This window comes from Vibrio sp. Vb1755 (genome assembly GCF_033338635.1).
GTDB classification, from domain to species: domain Bacteria; phylum Pseudomonadota; class Gammaproteobacteria; order Enterobacterales; family Vibrionaceae; genus Vibrio; species Vibrio alginolyticus.
Genome location: NZ_JAWOTA010000012.1, coordinates 77175 through 95374 on the forward strand (window position 1 = coordinate 77175; position 18200 = coordinate 95374).

The 18200-nt window shown below is 44.8% G+C and carries 18 protein-coding genes; 8 read left to right on the forward strand and 10 right to left on the reverse strand.

What is annotated here, in order from left to right; genetic code table 11:
• Positions 1-214: 214 nt before the first annotated feature.
• Positions 215-649: a hypothetical protein gene (locus tag R7E00_RS12650; protein WP_258457678.1), complete on the forward strand. Its 435-nt coding sequence runs from the start codon at positions 215-217 to the stop codon at positions 647-649.
• Between the two features lie 120 nt (positions 650-769).
• Here the strand turns inward: R7E00_RS12650 and R7E00_RS12655 are convergent, their stop codons facing one another.
• The 7 genes from R7E00_RS12655 to R7E00_RS12685 form a co-directional block, all read right to left on the reverse strand.
• Positions 770-1618 (reverse strand): ABC transporter permease, encoded by an 849-nt coding sequence (locus tag R7E00_RS12655; protein WP_171344739.1) that lies wholly within the window; start codon positions 1616-1618, stop codon positions 770-772.
• Between the two features lie 2 nt (positions 1619-1620).
• Entirely contained in the window at positions 1621-2901 is a 1281-nt protein-coding gene (locus tag R7E00_RS12660) for an ABC transporter permease (protein ID WP_171344740.1), read from the reverse strand.
• Positions 2898-4019, reverse strand: coding sequence for an ABC transporter ATP-binding protein (locus R7E00_RS12665; protein WP_262606109.1), 1122 nt, complete (start codon positions 4017-4019; stop codon positions 2898-2900). Before R7E00_RS12665 ends, R7E00_RS12660 begins: the two co-directional genes overlap by 4 nt.
• Before the next feature lie 73 nt (positions 4020-4092).
• Positions 4093-5007, reverse strand: coding sequence for a dihydrodipicolinate synthase family protein (locus R7E00_RS12670; protein ID WP_005377851.1), 915 nt, complete (start codon positions 5005-5007; stop codon positions 4093-4095).
• A gap of 56 nt (positions 5008-5063) precedes the next feature.
• Entirely contained in the window at positions 5064-6038 is a 975-nt protein-coding gene (locus tag R7E00_RS12675; RefSeq protein ID WP_225466656.1) for an ornithine cyclodeaminase family protein, read from the reverse strand.
• Between the two features lie 87 nt (positions 6039-6125).
• Positions 6126-7199, reverse strand: coding sequence for a polyamine ABC transporter substrate-binding protein (locus R7E00_RS12680; protein ID WP_132936605.1), 1074 nt, complete (start codon positions 7197-7199; stop codon positions 6126-6128).
• A gap of 123 nt (positions 7200-7322) precedes the next feature.
• Positions 7323-8579, reverse strand: coding sequence for an NAD(P)/FAD-dependent oxidoreductase (locus R7E00_RS12685; RefSeq protein WP_262606110.1), 1257 nt, complete (start codon positions 8577-8579; stop codon positions 7323-7325).
• Between the two features lie 109 nt (positions 8580-8688).
• Between R7E00_RS12685 and R7E00_RS12690 the strand changes: the two genes are divergently transcribed.
• From R7E00_RS12690 to R7E00_RS12715, 6 genes are all read left to right on the forward strand, one after another.
• Positions 8689-9690 (forward strand): 4-hydroxyproline epimerase, encoded by a 1002-nt coding sequence (locus tag R7E00_RS12690; protein ID WP_262606111.1) that lies wholly within the window; start codon positions 8689-8691, stop codon positions 9688-9690.
• A 21-nt stretch (positions 9691-9711) separates the two neighbouring features.
• Complete coding sequence (locus R7E00_RS12695) at positions 9712-11244, forward strand: aldehyde dehydrogenase (NADP(+)) (protein ID WP_053350408.1); 1533 nt, start codon at positions 9712-9714, stop codon at positions 11242-11244.
• Between the two features lie 152 nt (positions 11245-11396).
• Positions 11397-12071: a GntR family transcriptional regulator gene (locus R7E00_RS12700; protein WP_053303155.1), complete on the forward strand. Its 675-nt coding sequence runs from the start codon at positions 11397-11399 to the stop codon at positions 12069-12071.
• Between the two features lie 30 nt (positions 12072-12101).
• A complete protein-coding gene (locus R7E00_RS12705) occupies positions 12102-12866 on the forward strand; it encodes a hypothetical protein (RefSeq protein ID WP_005377865.1) in 765 nt (254 codons plus the stop codon).
• Between the two features lie 358 nt (positions 12867-13224).
• The gene (locus tag R7E00_RS12710; protein WP_262606112.1) at positions 13225-14820 is read left to right on the forward strand and encodes a S41 family peptidase; all 1596 of its coding nucleotides are present in this window, start codon (positions 13225-13227) and stop codon (positions 14818-14820) included.
• A gap of 70 nt (positions 14821-14890) precedes the next feature.
• Positions 14891-15211 (forward strand): hypothetical protein, encoded by a 321-nt coding sequence (locus R7E00_RS12715; protein ID WP_053350410.1) that lies wholly within the window; start codon positions 14891-14893, stop codon positions 15209-15211.
• Positions 15212-15283: 72 nt separating this feature from the next.
• Here R7E00_RS12715 and rlmF read toward each other — a convergent pair whose 3' ends face one another.
• The gene (rlmF, locus tag R7E00_RS12720) at positions 15284-16411 is read right to left on the reverse strand and encodes a 23S rRNA (adenine(1618)-N(6))-methyltransferase RlmF (protein ID WP_262606113.1); all 1128 of its coding nucleotides are present in this window, start codon (positions 16409-16411) and stop codon (positions 15284-15286) included.
• The gene (locus R7E00_RS12725) at positions 16398-16913 is read right to left on the reverse strand and encodes a M48 family metallopeptidase (protein WP_053350412.1); all 516 of its coding nucleotides are present in this window, start codon (positions 16911-16913) and stop codon (positions 16398-16400) included. The genes rlmF and R7E00_RS12725 overlap by 14 nt, the downstream gene beginning before the upstream one ends.
• Positions 16914-17051: 138 nt before the next feature.
• On the opposite strand from R7E00_RS12725, the gene R7E00_RS12730 reads away from it, so the two are divergent.
• Positions 17052-17282 carry a glutaredoxin family protein gene (locus R7E00_RS12730; protein WP_005377871.1) on the forward strand — a complete coding sequence of 77 codons (231 nt, stop codon included), beginning with the start codon at positions 17052-17054 and terminating at the stop codon, positions 17280-17282.
• A 27-nt stretch (positions 17283-17309) separates the two neighbouring features.
• Here the strand turns inward: R7E00_RS12730 and R7E00_RS12735 are convergent, their stop codons facing one another.
• On the reverse strand, positions 17310-18179 hold the full coding sequence (locus tag R7E00_RS12735; RefSeq protein ID WP_005389786.1) for a LysR family transcriptional regulator: 870 nt from the start codon (positions 18177-18179) through the stop codon (positions 17310-17312).
• Positions 18180-18200: the final 21 nt, after the last annotated feature.

The window sequence follows — 18200 nt, forward strand, 5'->3', positions numbered from 1 at the left end:
GACGCTTCAAAACAAAAAACGCCCACACTCTACTACCCAAGTCAAACACTAATGTCAGAAACTGGACAAATCACTCACTATTTACAGTAATAAGAAGTCACTGTTTCATTGAAAATCAAAGTGTCAACATAAAGATGGGAAGTAACCGAATCATAGACGGCATCGCTGATGAAACGTTAGAATGCCACTACTTTAATAATCTTCCATAATATTTATGACCGACGCTGATATTGAGCTACAACACCTTTGGTTAGAAGTCCAAACCGAACGCTGGCAAAATCTGCCACGCTTTTTATTCAGTTACTACTGCTACAAGCACAACCTTGTCAGTAAAACCAACAAAGTTTGCTGGGAGACGGCACGTGCAAGACTGCCCGCTTCAACATCAATAAAAGAGCGAAAAAAGGCGGTGGTTGAACCGTTAGTCCTCGAGGAAGCCGTGGTTGGGTTATTGAAAGCCATCAGCAAAGATGGGGAAATGACATTTGACGTGATGGGAACCACACTTGATACGTTTTTGCATTATGTTGTGATTAGCAAGGAAGAAAAAGCGCGACTTAAATCAAACATGCCAGCTAGTTGGTATCAGCAATCAAACAAGTCGCCTTTGGCACGTTTCGAGCAAGCTGGCATTAAGCTACCAGAGTGATATGTCAGTCATCGCTGAAGATACACAAAAAAGACAAGCGCCTACAATGAGGCGCATTTGGTCAAAAATTGAGGTGCCCCTAAACAAAAGTGCAAAGTGACCAACAAAGAAAAAGTTTGGTTACTCTTGAATGCCTCGAATGCGTACATTACGTCTACGCAAAACTTCTAATGTCACGAGCAAACACACCGACATAAAAATCAACAACGTAGCGACCGCCAATATGGTCGGACTAATTTGCTCTCGAATTCCTGACCACATCTGCCTCGGAACGGTTTTTTGTTCTGCCCCAGTCAGGAATAACGCCACCACAACCTCGTCGAACGAGGTGCCAAAAGCAAACAAGCCGCCAGATATCATCCCCGGACGAATCAGCGGAAAGGTAATGTGTCTGAAAGTATAAACAGGGTTTGCGCCTAAGCTAGCCGCCGCTTTTACCAAGCTATGGTCAAAGCCGCTTAACGTCGCAGTAACGGTAATGACGACAAAAGGCGTACCTAACGCAGCGTGTGCCAAAATGATGCCTAAATAAGTTTGTGATAAGCCAAAGCGTGTGTAGAAAAAGTACATCGCAGCAGCAGAGATAATGACTGGTACGATCATGGGTGAGATCAACAGCGCCATAATCGTATTGCGAAAAGGCAAGTTACTACTTGCTAAACCCAACGCCGCCAGAGTTCCTAGCCCTGTTGCAACGAGTGTCGCCATAAAAGCAATAAACGTGCTGTTTTTCAGCGCCAACAGCCACTGATCACTAGTAAACATTTCTTGATACCAGCGAGTAGAATACGCTGCCGAGTCAAGGTTTAACATCCCCTCGGTAAAAGTAAAGTAAGGCGTTGCATTAAACGATAACGGGATGATGGTCAGAATTGGAGCGATTAAAAAGAACAGCACCACCCCACAAAAAGCTAAGTAACCTGCGTAAGCAACTCGCTCTACTTTTGATGCATAGTTTGGTAATGCCATGGTTATCCCCCTACCTTAAGGTTGTTAATGCCAACCACACGGTTGAACATATAAAACAGAACCAGTACAACGAACAAAAGCAGTCCACCCAATGCGCCAGCCATCCCCCAGTTCAGTGATGTCTGCATATGATAGGCAATCATATTGGAGATCATCTGTCCGCTTCTTCCACCAACCAAAGCGGGCGTAATGTAGAAGCCAATAGAAAGAATGAAAGTAAGCAAGGCCCCCGCACCTATACCCGGTAACGTAAGCGGCATATAAACTTTGATGAACGCAATGAAAGGCGTCGCGCCTAGAGAACGAGCGGCTCGGAAATAAGTTGGGCTAATTCCTTTCATTACGCTATACAGAGGCAGGATCATAAAAGGCAACAGAATGTGCACCATAGACACCACCGTTCCGAAGGTATTGTGAATCATCTGAATTCGCTCAGAAGTAAAACCCGACCAAATAAGGAGATCATTAATGACCCCTTGGTTTTGCAGCAGAACAATCCAAGACGTGGTTCTGACTAACAATGATGTCCAAAATGGCAGCAGCACAATAATTAAAAGTAAGTTCGCGCGCTTATCAGGTAAATTGGCAAGCAGGTAAGCAACGGGGTACGCCATCACCAAACAAGTTAAGGTGATTGAAATAGACATCCAAAAAGTTTTAAAGAAAAGGTCGACGTATATTTGGCGTTTTTCTGGTTGGGGCTCAATGTCTCCAAACTCATTCACTTGCAAGTCTAGCGCTGCAAGATAATGACTGAATGTTAATGCGCCACTAAGATTCTTAAACGCCGCCCAATATTTAGGATTAGCCCAACGCTTATCCAGCTTAGCTAGTTGTGTCACCGAGCTCGGCAGCGACGTCAAACGAGACAACTTTCTGCCGGTTTTCATGAGTAAACTGCGCATACCAGACTCTTCAATATTCATCCGGTTGGCTATTTTCGGTAGCTCTTTGCTTTGATAAAGCGCAAGTACCTCAACAGAGAATGCCTCAATGACTTCTTGATGAGGCTGACCTTGATAATCCCAACTTTCTAAGGCTTGAATAGTTTGTGGTAGTGACAGGGATATTTCTCGGTTATCCACGCTTCGATAAAGCATGTCGAGGATAGGAAAAGCAAACGTAAGCAGAATAAAACACACCAATGGCGTTGTGAGCATAATGGAGCGAAGCTTTTTTCGGCGCTCGGCCTTTTGCAACTGCGCTTTCAGATTGGTTTCTTGCTCATGAACTTGGCGTTCGATTTCCAATACAGAATCTAATGCGGTTAGCTCTCGACTCATGCTGCTACCTCGCTACTTTGAGTTTGTGTCCCATCAAGAGCATGGCAATCGTCACTTTGCCAACCAATACGACAAATTGAGCCAGGCGTTAACTGCAAGTGTTTACGATTATCGTTAGGTACTTTAACGATGAAGTGACCAACGCTCTCTACTTCGACGACCAGACGATAATGATCACCGTGATAAATCAATTCTCGTAGGACGCCCGAGACTTGGTTCTCGCAAGACGCTTTCTCTGGTTGAATAACAATCTTTTCTGGTCGAATGGAAAGTGTTGTTCTCTGCCCTTGCTCAGAGACTCTGACAGGTTTCGCAGTAAATAACTCTTTCCCAACGAGCACTTGGCAATACTTTCCGTTCCACTCTTTGACTAAACCTGAGAGTTGGTTGTTTTCTCCGATAAACTGCGCAACAAACGTATTACTCGGAGATTCATAAAGCTCGGTTGATGTCGCGAGTTGTTGCACTTCACCGTGATTAAAAACCGCAATACGGTCGGACATAGTGAGAGCTTCGTCTTGATCGTGCGTCACATACAAAATGGTAATGCCAAGCTTTTCATGCAAATGTTTAATTTCCATCTGCATTTGCTCACGCAGCTGCTTATCTAACGCGCCTAGTGGTTCATCCATCAATACGAGTTTAGGCTCAAACACTAATGCTCGCGCTAACGCAACACGCTGTTGTTGACCACCTGATAACTGCTTCGGGTATCGAGTCGCAACATGCTCAAGCTCGACCATTTCTAATACACTCTGAACTTTGCTTTGAATCGTGTCACTGTCGAGTTTTCGCACCTTTAAAGGAAACGCAAGATTCTCAGCAATGGTCATATGTGGAAACAACGCATAGTTTTGAAACACCATACCAATATCGCGCTTGTGCGGCGCGAGATGATTGACAGGAACGCCATCGATATAAATGTCTCCACCGGTCGCAGTTTCAAAGCCTGCTAGCATCATCAAGCAAGTGGTCTTGCCCGATCCTGACGGCCCCAACATAGTAACAAATTCTCCAGGAGCAATATCTAAGTTGAAGTCTTTCACCACCAAATTCGTGCCATCGTAGGTTTTCTTAACGTGTTGAAAGCTGACATAGTCCTTGTTTTCCGTGCTCATGACTTCCCTCTTCTCATTTTTTGAATATTACGAATGAGTAGAGCGTCAGTTAACGCTCTACTAAACAGCACAATTACAGATTGTATTTGGATAGGTCTAAGCGGGTTTCTAACGCATGTTCAACCATTTGAATGACTTGTTGACGCTCTTCACCTTGTAAGAGTTGGCGTGGCGCACGAACTTGTTCAGAGCCACGTCCGCAGACTTGCTCGGCCAATTTTATGCACTGAACCAGCGTAGGAATGGTGTCTAAACGCAGTAGGGGTAAGAACCAACGGTAGATCTCTAACGCTTCAGCATAACGACCTTGGCTTGCCAGTTTATAAATCGCAACGGACTCTTCTGGGAATGCGTTGGTTAAACCAGAAATCCAGCCGGTCGCACCTAGCATCAATGATTCAAGAGCGATGTCATCAACACCACTGAACACGGTAAAGCGGTCATCAAATTTATTGTAAAGCTCGGTGATACGACGAGTATCAGTGGTCGACTCTTTGATAGCTACAATACTTTCAAACTCAGCCAGTTTCGCCATGATGTCGAGGTTTACATCGACACCATAAGCAACCGGGTTGTTGTAAATCATGATTGGCATTTCTGGCGTTGCTTCTGCTAGTGTGCGGTAATATTCGAACGTTTCGCTCTCAGACGTGCGGTAAACCATGGCAGGCATCACCATACAACCATCGATACCAATTTTGTACGCATCCTGCATGTAATCAACAGCTGCTGTGGTAATAGACTCTGCTGTACCAGCAATCAAAGGCACACGACCATTTACGACTTCTTTTGCCGCTTGCAAGACCTGGCGTTTCTCCTCCGGGTACAACGCGCAGTTCTCACCGACGGTACCCAGGCAGATAATACCATTCACACCATCTTTAATTTGGTTATCTATAACGGTTTGCGTTGCGTCTAAGTCGATTGACTGATCTTGACGAAATTGCGTACTGACCGCCGGATAAACACCTTTCCAATCAATTTTCATGAACTACTTTCCTTATATGTATATTGTATGCAATTTAAATGAACGAGCGAAAATGCTCAGACATGGCTATCTATGCCATTTTCTAACAACACCGCCTTTACAGCGGCCAAATCAGCCAAAGCACTGCCAACTGATTTGTATAAAGTAATGACCTCATCGTTTTGACGTCCTGAGATTTGTTGGACGCAAAGCTGCGGTAATTCCCCTTTGATATCGTCTGAAGTGAACACGCCCTCTTGAATTGGAATGAGAAGATCGCCCGCTTCGGCTAATACATTAATACGGCTATCAACATACACCTGTGCTCGTTGCACTGCTTCGGAGTCGCATTCACGCTTGTCCAAGTCATGATTACCGACCAAATCAATATGGGTGCCCTGCTGCACGTCTGCGCCATTAAACAAAGGCTCTGCTGATGCAGTAATACAGCTGATGATGTCAACATGTTTGATAACGTGGTCCACTTTTTCTACGACTGAAACACGGAACCGACGCTCATCAGGAAGCGACTGATACTCTGAAGATGACACAATGGCATCTACCGTCGCCTCGGCTTTATCTGAGTTACGCCCCCAAATATAAACCTGCTTAAGTGGGCGAACCGCAGCGTATGCCCACGCAAAATAAGGCGCAAGATTGCCCGTTCCGCAGATCAACAGACGATCAGCATCGGGACGCGCCAAATAGTCAGCTGCCAACGCAGAAGCTGCGGCGGTGCGCCAAAACGTTAAAACTTTACCGTCCACGAGTGCGAGCGGCTCACCATCGTTTCGTCTGAAAACAAGCAGCTTAGATGCAAGCGTATCTTTGCCTTGCTCGGGATTATGCGGGAAATACGTAAAGGCTTTCACCGCAATCAACTCCTGGTTCCAAGCTGGAAGTAGCGCAAACGCCTCGTATTCTCCCTCTTCTAAGGGCATGACTCGGCGTTGAGGTATTGTTGCTGGCCGCGAGTACATTTCACGCATCGTTTCAATAAGAGACTTCATTGTTAAACATTGCGCGACTTGCTGTGCTTCGATGACTTTCATCATTTCTCCGAAAACATAAATACAGTTGAGGAAAAGTACGGAACCTCGCTTATGGATGAAAACTCGGCCCCATACAAAAATTAATGCCTAGTTAAGCAGCCAGGTATTGAACTCTTCATTTAGTTCATCCGCGTAGTCTGACCACCATTCATCGTTAATCAGGAAGGCGGTTTGGAAGTTTTGAGGTGCGGTAGGAAGGTTCGCTAAAATGTCTGGGTTCACCTCCGCCGAAGACGACTTACGCGTAGGCCCATAGGCAACGTACTTAGCTTGATCAGCTAATGGTTTTGTTCCTGAAGAAAAAGCAATAAAGTCCAATGCAAGCTTTGTGTTCTCACTCCCTTTAGGTATCGCCCATCCATTCATGTAACCCATTTGACGGTCCCATATAATCCGAAATGGTTGACCTTCATCTTTACGGGCATTGTGGATTCGGCCGTTAAACGCCGAGGCGATCACCACTTCTTTGTCTGCAAGCATTTGAGGTGGCTGGGCACCTGTTGTCCACCACAGCACTTCTGATTTGATCGTATCCAACTTAGCAAAAGCACGCTCACGCCCCGCTTCGGTTTCGAGCAGGCTGTAGACCTCTTCTGGCTTTACACCATCAGCCAATAGTGCCCACTCAAGATTACCCTGAGGTTGTTTTTGCAATGCACGTCGACCTGGAAAAGTTTTTAGGTCAAAAAGATCGGTCAACTTGCTAGGCAAAGCCTTACCTTTAAACGCTTCTTCGTTCACCGCTAATACTGTGGACACAACGATGGTATTGATTGCGCACTCGTGAATCGCACCATCAATGAAATCCTCTTGTGCTGGTGTTCCATCAGCTCCCGGAGGCAAAATACTTGGGCTCACTGGTTCTAATAGCCCTTCTGCACAACCACGAACAATGTCCGGCTTGTCGAGAGAAACCAAATCCCAGCGCACATTGTTCGCTTCCACCTGCGCTTTAATTTCGGCTAATCCGCCGCTGAAATCCTCGGATACGATCTCAACACCTGTTTTTTTAATGAAAGGCTTATGATATGCCTCCACTTGGCTCTTGGTGAATGCACCACCCCAAGATACGACCGTCAATTTGTCTTCAGCATAAGCAGAGGCCCCCAACAGCATTCCTGAAATCAACAGCGCCAATGGTGCTTTGGTCATTCGTGACATGTTTTACTCCTTTTGGTTGTTTTTCTGGAGGCATCCGAGTACGGCTGTTGGACACCAGCCTTGTTAAAATTAAGTTAACATTAGCATCTAATATATTTTATACAATATTTAATATTAAATTTCTCAGGCGAATCGTTGTAGTGAAAAAGGTGAAAGATCAATCGATGTAGGCTTTCCTTCGATAAGCTCTAAAAGGAGATCTGCCGTAATCGCCGCTTGAGTTAATCCAAGGTGTTGGTGGCCAAATGCCAGTAATACATTTCCATCCCAAATGCTATCAATAACCGGTAACGAGTCGACTGTTGAAGGCCGATTACCCATCCACTTTTCTCCTTGCTTGAGTGGATTTAACCCCGATTCAAACATCTCATCGCCTAACTGAAAAAGCATTTCTGAACGTTTCATATTGGGTGGTGATTCTACATCGGCATACTCAACAGTGCCTGCCAAGCGTAGCCCGCCAGACATCGGAGTCATGATGAATTTTCTATCGGCAGAGCTAATAGGAAATGGCAGTACATCACGCTTGTCATCCACCATTAGGTGATAACCACGCTCGGCTTGAATAGGCACTTTGACTCCGGTTAGCTGCCATATCAAAGGCTTAGAATGTACACCAGCGGCAACAATGATTCGGTCAAATGAATACGTTTGAGACTCAACCAGCACCTCGCCATTTTTCGCCAACGCAGATACATCTTTTTGTAAAACCTTACCGCCAATAACTTCAAAAGCTTCACTTAGCTCAACACAGAGCTGATAGGGGTCTAGCGTATGACCTGTATCGGGAAAAAAGACGCCGACACGAACCTTATGGCTGAGATCAGGTATCCGCTCTCGAATCTCCTCTTGTGTCCAAACTTGATACGCCACACCGTTTTTAGCCAGTGAGTTAAGCGTGCTTTGATAATTCTGAAACAGTTTCTCGTTTTCAAAAGTGAGCAATGAACCATTCATTTTTATTAGATGCGCTTTTCCGATTGAATCAAGCACGCCACGCCAACTTTCCACTGACCGCTCGTTAAGACTCTTAATCGCGTTTTTTGCCCGCTCCGCGGCTGATGGCTTGGTTTGTAATAGAAAACGAATCATCCACCCGATTGTGTTTGGAATATCTTGCCAACGGATCGAAACCGGACTTTTGGGATCTAGCAGCATTTTAGGTAATTGTGGAAGCAGCGCTGGCGTTGCAAGAGGGAAGATTTGCTCAGTCGCGATATGGCCTGCATTTCCCTTAGAGCATCCATTCCCCACGCCATTGGGATCAAAAATCGTGACTTGATAACCTTGCTGCTGCAATTTCAAGCCAATTGATAAGCCAATAATCCCCGCACCTATCACAGCGATCCTTTCCTTTTTAGTTTCATCCTTGACCAACATAAATATGCTCCGAGTCACACTTGAAAACGTAGATTGTATACAATATATTTTACATTACGTTAACATCACTATTGTTTAATTCAACCATTTTTTCAGCAAGGAGCGAAAAATGAGACAAGGAACTTTTTTCTGTATTGATGCCCACACCTGCGGCAACCCAGTTAGGCTGGTAGCAGGCGGTGTGCCTCCACTCGAAGGCAATACCATGAGCGAAAAGCGCCAATACTTTCTTGAGCATTATGATTGGATTCGTCAGGCACTCATGTTTGAGCCTCGCGGACACTCAATGATGTCGGGGTCAGTTGTCTTGCCTCCTTGCAGCGATAACGCAGACGCTTCAATTCTGTTTATTGAAACCAGTGGCTGCTTACCAATGTGTGGCCACGGCACCATTGGAACCGTCACTACCGCTATCGAGAACCGCCTTATCACTCCCAAAAAAGAAGGACGTTTGATACTTGATGTCCCAGCAGGACAAATCGAAGTGCACTACCAAATAAAAGGTGACAAGGTAACGTCGGTGATGATATTTAACGTACCAGCTTACCTTGCCCACCAAGACGTAACCGTGGACATAGAGAGCTTAGGTGAGCTCACTGTCGATGTTGCTTATGGCGGAAACTATTACGTAATCGTCGATCCTCAAGAAAACTACGCCGGACTTGAACACTACTCTCCAGATGAAATATTGATGCTTTCACCAAAAGTTCGCGAAGCGGTATCTCGAGCGGTTGAATGCGTACATCCAGAAGATCCAACAGTATGCGGTGTTTCTCATGTGCTATGGACCGGTGAGCCCACTCAAGAAAACGCCACCGCCCGAAATGCTGTGTTTTACGGCGACAAAGCGTTGGATCGTTCGCCATGTGGTACGGGAACAAGTGCACGTATGGCGCAATGGCATGCAAGAGGCAAACTCAATCAAGGGGAAGACTTTGTTCACGAAAGTATCATCGGCAGCCTATTTCAAGGACGTATAGAAGGCATTACCGAAGTGAATGGCAAAGCGGCTATTTTGCCAAGCATTGAAGGATGGGCACAAGTATACGGTCACAACACGATATGGGTAGACGATGAAGACCCATATGCGTACGGATTTGAAGTGAAGTAATAAGGATAGTAAGGAAGAATGATGACCCCACAAGAACCAACCACTTTTTACGCAGTCAACGCCTTTACTGGTGAGCCTCTACCTATTGCGTTTCCGGTACATGGAGAGCAAGAAGTTAATCAAGCCGCCTCAGCCGCCCAAAACGTTGCGCGTGAGTTTCGCCAACTAAGTAATGCAAAGCGATCGAGCTTACTTTGCTCTATCGCCTCTGAATTGGAAGTGAAGAGTGAAGAAATCGTTGCTCGTGCTCATTTAGAAACTGCCCTTCCCGAAGCACGTTTAAGCGGTGAAATAGGACGTACCGCCAACCAATTACGACTATTTGCCGAGGTTGTGAGCTCGGGTAATCACTATCAAGCAATCTTCGATACGCCAAACCCAGACCGCCAACCACTGCCAAAACCAGATATTCGTCGTCAGCAAATAGCAATTGGCCCTGTCGCCGTGTTTGGTGCGTCTAATTTTCCGCTCGCATTTTCTACTGCAGGAGGTGATACGGCTTCGGCACTGGCTGCTGGCTGCCCTGTGATTGTAAAAGGCCATACCGCCCACCCTGGCACCAGTCAACTTGTTGCTGAGTGTATTGAGGCTGCACTTGAGAAAGAGTGCTTACCGCAAGCCATCTTCACGCTATTGCAAGGTAACAAACGTGCACTTGGCCAAGCACTCGTTACCCATCCAAAAATTAAAGGGGTTGGGTTTACAGGTTCAGTCGGTGGTGGCCGTGCGCTGTTCAATCTAGCCCAGCAAAGACCAGAGCCAATCCCCTTCTATGGCGAACTAGGGGCGATTAATCCAACATTTATTCTCCCTTCAGCCATACGGGCAAACGCATCATTGGCTGAAGAATTTGTGGCTTCTATGACTTTGGGCTGTGGACAATTTTGTACAAAACCAGGCGTTGTATTTGTCTTGAATTGCCCAGAAACGCAAGCCTTTATCGAAACCGCTCAAGGGTTAATTCGACAACAATCAACGGCCACTTTGCTAACGCAAGGAATCCGAGAAACATATGAATCCGAAGTGGATAAGCGAACTTCCGAAACAGGCATTAACGTCACTCGTTCTGAACAAGCAGAAGCGACCAATGTCTCACCAGCACTGTTCGTGACGGACAGTAAAAACTGGCGTAAAAACCCACAATGGGAGGAAGAAATATTTGGTCCTCAATCGTTAATCGTAATCTGTGAAGATTTCGATGACATGTTGAAACTGAGTGATTCACTGACTGGCTCGCTCACCGCAACCCTTCACACTACCGCTGAAGACGAAGAACAAGCGAAGCAACTGCTTCCAAGTTTGGAAGAAATCGCGGGACGCATTGTATTCAACGGTTGGCCAACTGGCGTCGAGGTTGGTTACGCTATGGTTCATGGTGGACCATATCCTGCTTCAACCAATTCTGCCTCAACATCTGTCGGTGCGGAGGCTATTCATCGTTGGTTGCGTCCGGTCGCTTATCAAGCTTTGCCAGAATCTTTATTGCCGGATTCATTAAAAGCGTCGAACCCACTTGGTATTCAACGCGCCATAGATGGCAAAGTTTCCCAATAAGCTCACCAAATGGCTCAAAAAGGCATCAACTGATGCCTTTTATTTCACTCTACTTCTCAAAACCTTCTTTCCTAGTTGGTTTGTGCCAGAAAAACAATAAACTACTAAAGTAAAATGGATTGGATACAATATTAATTTCACGGGAGACTTCAATGTCACAGAAACCTGTTTTTAAAACGCGCACTCAGCTCGTTGAGGAAGCAATTCGAACTCAGATCTTGAAGGGCGAGTTAAAAACTGGTCAACCTTTACGTCAAGATGCGTTAGCAAAAGAGTTTAATGTTAGCCGAATTCCTGTGCGTGAAGCGTTAGTTCAATTGGAAGCACAAGGACTCGTTAGCTTTGAACCTCACAAAGGTGCGACGGTCACTGAGCTATCTCCAGAGAAAATCAATGAGCTATTTGAACTGCGCGCTGTCGTGGAATGCCACATTTTAGAGCGCGCGATTCAAAATATGACAGACGCTGACCTTGAACGCGCGCGCGAAGTTCGCGAACGTTTCGAGTCAGTAGTGAACAGTGGCGACGAAGTAGAAGAATGGAGCAACTACAACTACGAGTTCCACAAAGCCCTATATGCGCCAGCCAACATGCCTGAAACTATGGACGTCATTTACAACCTGAACACAAAGTGTGACCGATACATACGCATGCAGCTATTGTTTACTACAGGCATTAAAAAGGCAGAAGAAGAGCACTTAAACTTGTTTGAAATGTGCCAAAATCGCGATATCGAAGGCGCCAAGTACCTGCTGAAAAAACACATTCTAGAAGCGGGCACAGCGATTCGAAACCTGCTGCTTGAAAGGCAAAATATCAGCCAGTAAACGGAATAACGAATAAGGTGATGTTCGAGGATGAATGTTGGACCAAAGTTTTTACTCGCAGCGCTACGACAAAAGATTAAAGAAGAAGGGCTTTGCTACAACTCCTTGTCAGAGAAAAGTGGCATCCCTTTATCTAGTATTAAACGCCACCTACATAATCCAGCTTTAGGTTTGGATAAAGTACTTATTTACCTGAACTACCTGAATACCGATCTCATCGAACTCGCAACCTTAGCCAACGAGCTTCAGCACCAAAACGAGCAAATGCTAACAGATGAAGAGAGCGCCCTTTTCGTTGAGCATCCTTATTTACTTGATTTTATTTATATGCTGACTTCTCGTGATATTAAACCGCAAGAGATAGCCCAAACTTACGGACTTTCTGATACAAGCTTACGATTCTATTTGCGTATCGCGGAAATTCTAGGATATGTCGAAAACTTCGGAGACGGCTTGTTTTACCGTTCTGGTCGTCGATTTATTATGGAAGAAGGTACGGCATTAGACACCTTATTCAAAGAGCGATTTCAACAAGATTCGCTTTCTCATGATATCAACCCAGGCGTATGTATAGGTCGCATTAGGCTCACCGAAGAGCAGAAAGTGCAAATAGAGGACGAGCTTTGTAATAAATTAGCGAAACTTAACGCAGTTAACACTTCCAACAATGAAGGTGAACTAACAAATATATTAATGCGCTGCACTCCCGGTGCTCAGATATTTTTCGCTGATGATTTACCTAACATTGACGGAAGCCTATTAAAGCACGTCGCTCAACTCACTAAATTAAGTTAAAGCATCAGACAAATAAATCAAACAAACCCCTGATAACATCATATATCCCTACCAAACTATTGATTCAAAGCGTTTCCTGAATCTAATTCTGATTTAGCAAGCATCGCTTAGTCAACTAAGAACTTGTCTTAATTTCACACTTATTAATTGTCTTGTTAGATCTTTTGAAATAGACAGAAAACTTAAGTAATGACTCATTTAGCTTAAGGATAAAAGACAACTTTTTTACGTTATTTACCTCACACTATTTAACTATAAATTTGCAGACGAACAAATTAAATTAATACATTCACCTAGCTAATAAAAACAAAAGCAAAACACATAATTATAATTCTATTATTTATAAGGACATAGAAAAGTGAAATTTAAGTATTCTTTAGCAACGGCAGTCACTCTCGCATTATTACAAGGCTGTGGCGGTGGCGGCGGTGATAGCTCATCACCTACTCCGTCCACTAGCAGTGCAAACGGTCCAACATGGAAAGTTCATGATTTTAGCCAATCGTCGAAAACGTTTATCAACCAATGTGAAACGCCCCGCGTCGGACTGGACCCATATGACAACTATGCCGCCTATCCAGATAAATTGGGCTCTGCATTACACGAAAAACTCTTTTTAAGAGCTTTTACTAACGAAACGTATCTATGGTATGACGAGGTTCCTGATAATAATCCAGCAAACTACAAAACTGTTACTGATTACTTCAATACGCTGGTCACCTCTGCTACTACCGCGAAGGGTAAACCAAAAGATCGCTTCCATTTTACCGTCCCTTATGAGGATGATATGAAATCATCGCAATCCGGTTTAGTTGCTGGATTTGGTTTTAACTGGGCATTCCTACGTGGCGTACAACCTCGAGACGTTCGTATTTCCTACACTGAAGAAGCCTCGCCAGCTGATAGAAGCGGCATTGCTCGTGGTGATAAGCTTCTGAAAATCAATAATATTGATGTGGTTAACACCGGTAGTCAGTCCGACATTGATTTTATTAATAAAACGCTCTTTAACCCTGACATCAATCAAGATTACACCTTCACATTTGAGAGTGTTGGCGGTCTAGAGAAAACCGTGACGCTTACCGCCTCTGATGTCATGACCTCTCCAGTTAAAAATGCCAAAGTGATTACACAAAATGGTATGCGGATCGGCTATCTGCAATACAACTCCTTTGAACCAAGCGCTCAAGCCCCGCTTATTGAGGCGTTCAGTACGCTCTCAGCAGAGAATGTTGACGAGATCGTCGTTGATTTACGTTACAACGGCGGTGGCTTAGTCCTTCAGTCCTCGCAAGTAGGCTACATGCTAAGCGGTGCTGGTCAGAACCGAGTCTTCAGTGAGTTGATTCATAATGACAAAGTGATGCGTACCATTAAAGATGGGGATAACATCTATCGCTTTACGAATCTAGCAATAGACTGGGCAGCACAGAAATATTCGGATCAAGTGCTTCCGACACTGAACAAAAAGCGCGTATATGTGCTGACTTCAGGAGGCACGGCTTCCTCAAGTGAACTGCTAATCAACGCTTTGCGCGGCATTGATGTGGAGGTTATCCAAATAGGTTCAACAACCACAGGTAAACCGTATGGGTTCTCACCAGAACAAAACTGCGGCACTATGTACTACACTATTCAGTTCAAGTCGGCGAACGAGAAAAAATTTGGCGACTTCGCTGATGGTTTTATTCCTACTCCAAAGAGCCAAATCAATACCGAGCTAGGCTTAAACAATAGAGTGGAAGGTTGCTGGGTCAATGATGACCTAACAAAACCATTAGGCGATCCGTCTGAAGGTATGCTTTCTGCGGCGCTAAACTACATGGAAACAGGAACCTGTCCGCCAGTATCCCCTTCAAGTTTCAACGCCATGCCGCGTAACATTTCATCTCCGGAGTTAAGCGATCTTCGCTCTCCGCTACGAACAGAGGCAATTCATGTTGAGATCAACTAACTTTTTACGAATGCTGATTCGGGTTGCGCTTTTCCTAGGCACTTCAATTTCTTTGATAGGATGTCAAGCTATGTCACAAGAACCCGTTGAAGCATTGAGTAAAAAGAACTCTCCGGAAACAGTCATAGAAATTCAAAACGCGATCGCAGAAATCCAAGGGACACCAGCACCTAGAATCGCAAATAACGTATTTGAATCCTCACCGCATTTGTTGATTGAAAAAGGACGAGTAAAAGGTAACAACAATCAACTGCTGGATGGCAGCTATACGGATCTTCCAGACCAATATACGTTGCAGATAAGAGGTGAAACCTGTGGCTTGTACTACGCCAAAACAGATACCTTTGTCACTCTCAGTTCACTAGATTGTGAGCCCATCATTAAGTTTTAGATCTCCCAAAAAGAGAAGCCCGCTGATATCAGCGGGCTTCCTACTTTATTGTTCAGTGTGAAACGGTCAACGTTACTTTAGTTCAATCCATGCTTTGCGCTGTTGCTTATCCATGTATGACCAAGCTACAAAGCGGCTCACTTTCTGTCCTTGGCTCATTTCAACCACACGAATGGCTTTCACACCCAATTTTTCAAGCTGCTTGCGCATCGGGCGAACGTTGTCTTTTTTGGATATGAGTGTTGTAAACCACAAAACCTGCGCGGCAAAAGCTTGGCTTTCATTCGCCATTTTTCGGATAAACGCCGCTTCTCCGCCTTCACACCACAATTCAGCGTTTTGACCGCCAAAATTCAACGCAGGCTTACTTGTCTTTACTGGTGCGGTTTGAGGTTTTAGCCCTTTCTTGCGCTGGTTTGCTTTTAGATTATCGATTTTACGCTGGCTGCCCATAGCGGCATCTTCCGCCGAACGGTGGAATGGCGGATTACATGTCGTCACATCATAACGATCATTCGGTTGAATGATACCTCGATAAATATTGGCATCATTGTATTGCTGTACCAGTGCAATTTTTCCCTTCAAAACACGATTGTGCTCTACGATCGTTTGAGCCGATTGGATGGATTTTGGATCGACATCGCTGCCCGTATAGTGCCAACCGTATTTTGTTACACCAACAATCGGATAAATACAGTTTGCTCCCACGCCAATGTCCAACGCTTTCACTTTTTGGTGCGCGTACTGACCTTTTACTTCACTATCAAGTAGTTCTGCCACTCGGTGAATGTAATCAGCGCGGCACGGAATCGGTGGGCAAAGGTAGGTGTCGGGAATGTCCCAGAACTCGACACCATAATACGCAGCAAGCAATGCTTTATTGAGCATTTTAACCGCGTTAGGATCAGAGAAGTTTATGGAATCTTCCCCTTTCGGATTTTTGATAACGAATGGCTTTAACTGTGGTTCACTTTCCACGAGTTTTTTAAAATCGTAACGACCTCGATGAACATTACGCTCATGCAAACCATTCTTCGCTATTTTTATGAACTCGACTTCGCTCTTTCCTGCAGGCTGAGGGGATTTGCGCGCAACTTTGTCTTTAACACGCTTCGGCTTGTCTTTATTCGCGTCTTTCTTCTGACCCGCCATTGAAGCCTTTGGCTTTGCTTGCTTCGCGTTGTGATTATTGTTCTTCATTCAAATTCGCTTTTAAATCGAGGTAAATCATAAACAAACGAGCATCAAATTCGAGTTGGTGATACTCAGGCTCCATATAGCAACATAACTGATAGAACGCCTTGTCGTGGTTTTTCTCACGAGTATGTGCCAACTCATGTACCACCAGCATTCTTAATAGTGGCTCGGGCGCATCTTTAAATACATTGGCAATGCGAATCTCGTTTTTCGACTTCAGCTTACCGCCATGGTTTCTACTGATTACACTGTGCAAACCAAGCGCGTTGTTTACCGCGTGAATTTTCTTATCGTAGACAACTTTACTGATTGGCGCGGCTTTCTTCATGTAGCGGTTTTTGATTGCCATGGCGTACTCATAGAGCGCCCTTTCGCTTTTGATTTGGTGCCTATCGGAATAACGCTTTTCGAACCAAGGAACAAACTTGCCACTCGCTATCAATGAGCTCACCTGCTCTACGATGTTTTGTGGGTAGCCTTGAATGTATCGAAGTGACGGATGCATAGAATTAACGTCTGTTATGACAAAATAAAGGCGCTCAATATACCTGAGATAAAGGACAGTTTCACCTTAGCTTTCGCCTTTCATTTATTGTGAAAGGCCGTTAAACTTCGCCTCCCAATGATAATGGAGAGAAACTCAATGAAACGTGTCGTCCTTTACGTCAAAGACAAATGCCCTCACTGCAAAGATGCTCAACGTTATCTGGATTCGAAAAATATTAACTATCGTTTGTGCAATGCTAAGATGCAACGCGGTCGCAAAGAACTTGATGCGCTTGGTGCTCGTTCAGTGCCAGTTTTAAAAATTGGTGATCGGGTAATGATTGGCTGGAACCCAAAGAACTTCGAGAAGATGTACAAAGGCGACTAGTGCTCGGACGATGAATCTGCGCTGCGTTTAAACGTAGCGCTTGATAAAGTCGATAAACGTTCGATCTGCTATTGATAAATACCCCTGCTTGCGCCAAGCAAGTGCCAGATCCAGCGTCACTGGTGGTTCAAACGGTAAGCCAACAACGCCCGACTCATGTTGAGTCACCAATTCCAGTAACGCGGTAATCGCAAACTCTTGTTTTACAATACTCAAAATCAAAGGCAGTAAGTTGGTCTCGAATGATGACTTCATGGTAAACCCATGCTCCTCACTCACCTGATCCAAAAATTCGCGGTGAAAATAGCCATGCTGAAACATAACCAAATCGTGTTCAAAGAACTCATCAAAAGTAAGAGCGTGTCGCTGGGCTAACTCATGCTCAGGTGAAACAACTGCGACCATTTGGCTAGTAAACAAATGGTCAGTTTCTAGATCATCAGGCACATTATCACAACTGATCACACCAATATCGAGTTGACCATTGAGCAGCATACGACGAATCGATTGAGTTCCAGCTTCGACCAAGGTCAATTTTAACTCAGGGAATTGGCTTTTAAACGCCATCACAATTCGTGGAAAGAAATAACTGCCCATCATTGATGGCGTCCCTAGTCTTACTTCGCCTTTCGCTAAACCTTTCAACTCATCAATCGCGAGCTGCGCGTCGTGCAACTGTTGAATCACCCGCTTAGCATGTACAAATAACGTTTCGCCCTCTTTCGTTAAGCTGATTTTTTTATCATCACGGCGAAATAGGGTAACGCCCAAAGACTGCTCAAACTTTTTGATAGAAATGCTTAATGCGGGCTGGGCAATATGCAGGGCTTTCGCCGCATGGGTAATGTTTCCGTGTTCAGCGACCGCCAGAAAATGTTTAAGTTGTTTCGATTCCATTAGATCAAAAATATATGGTGT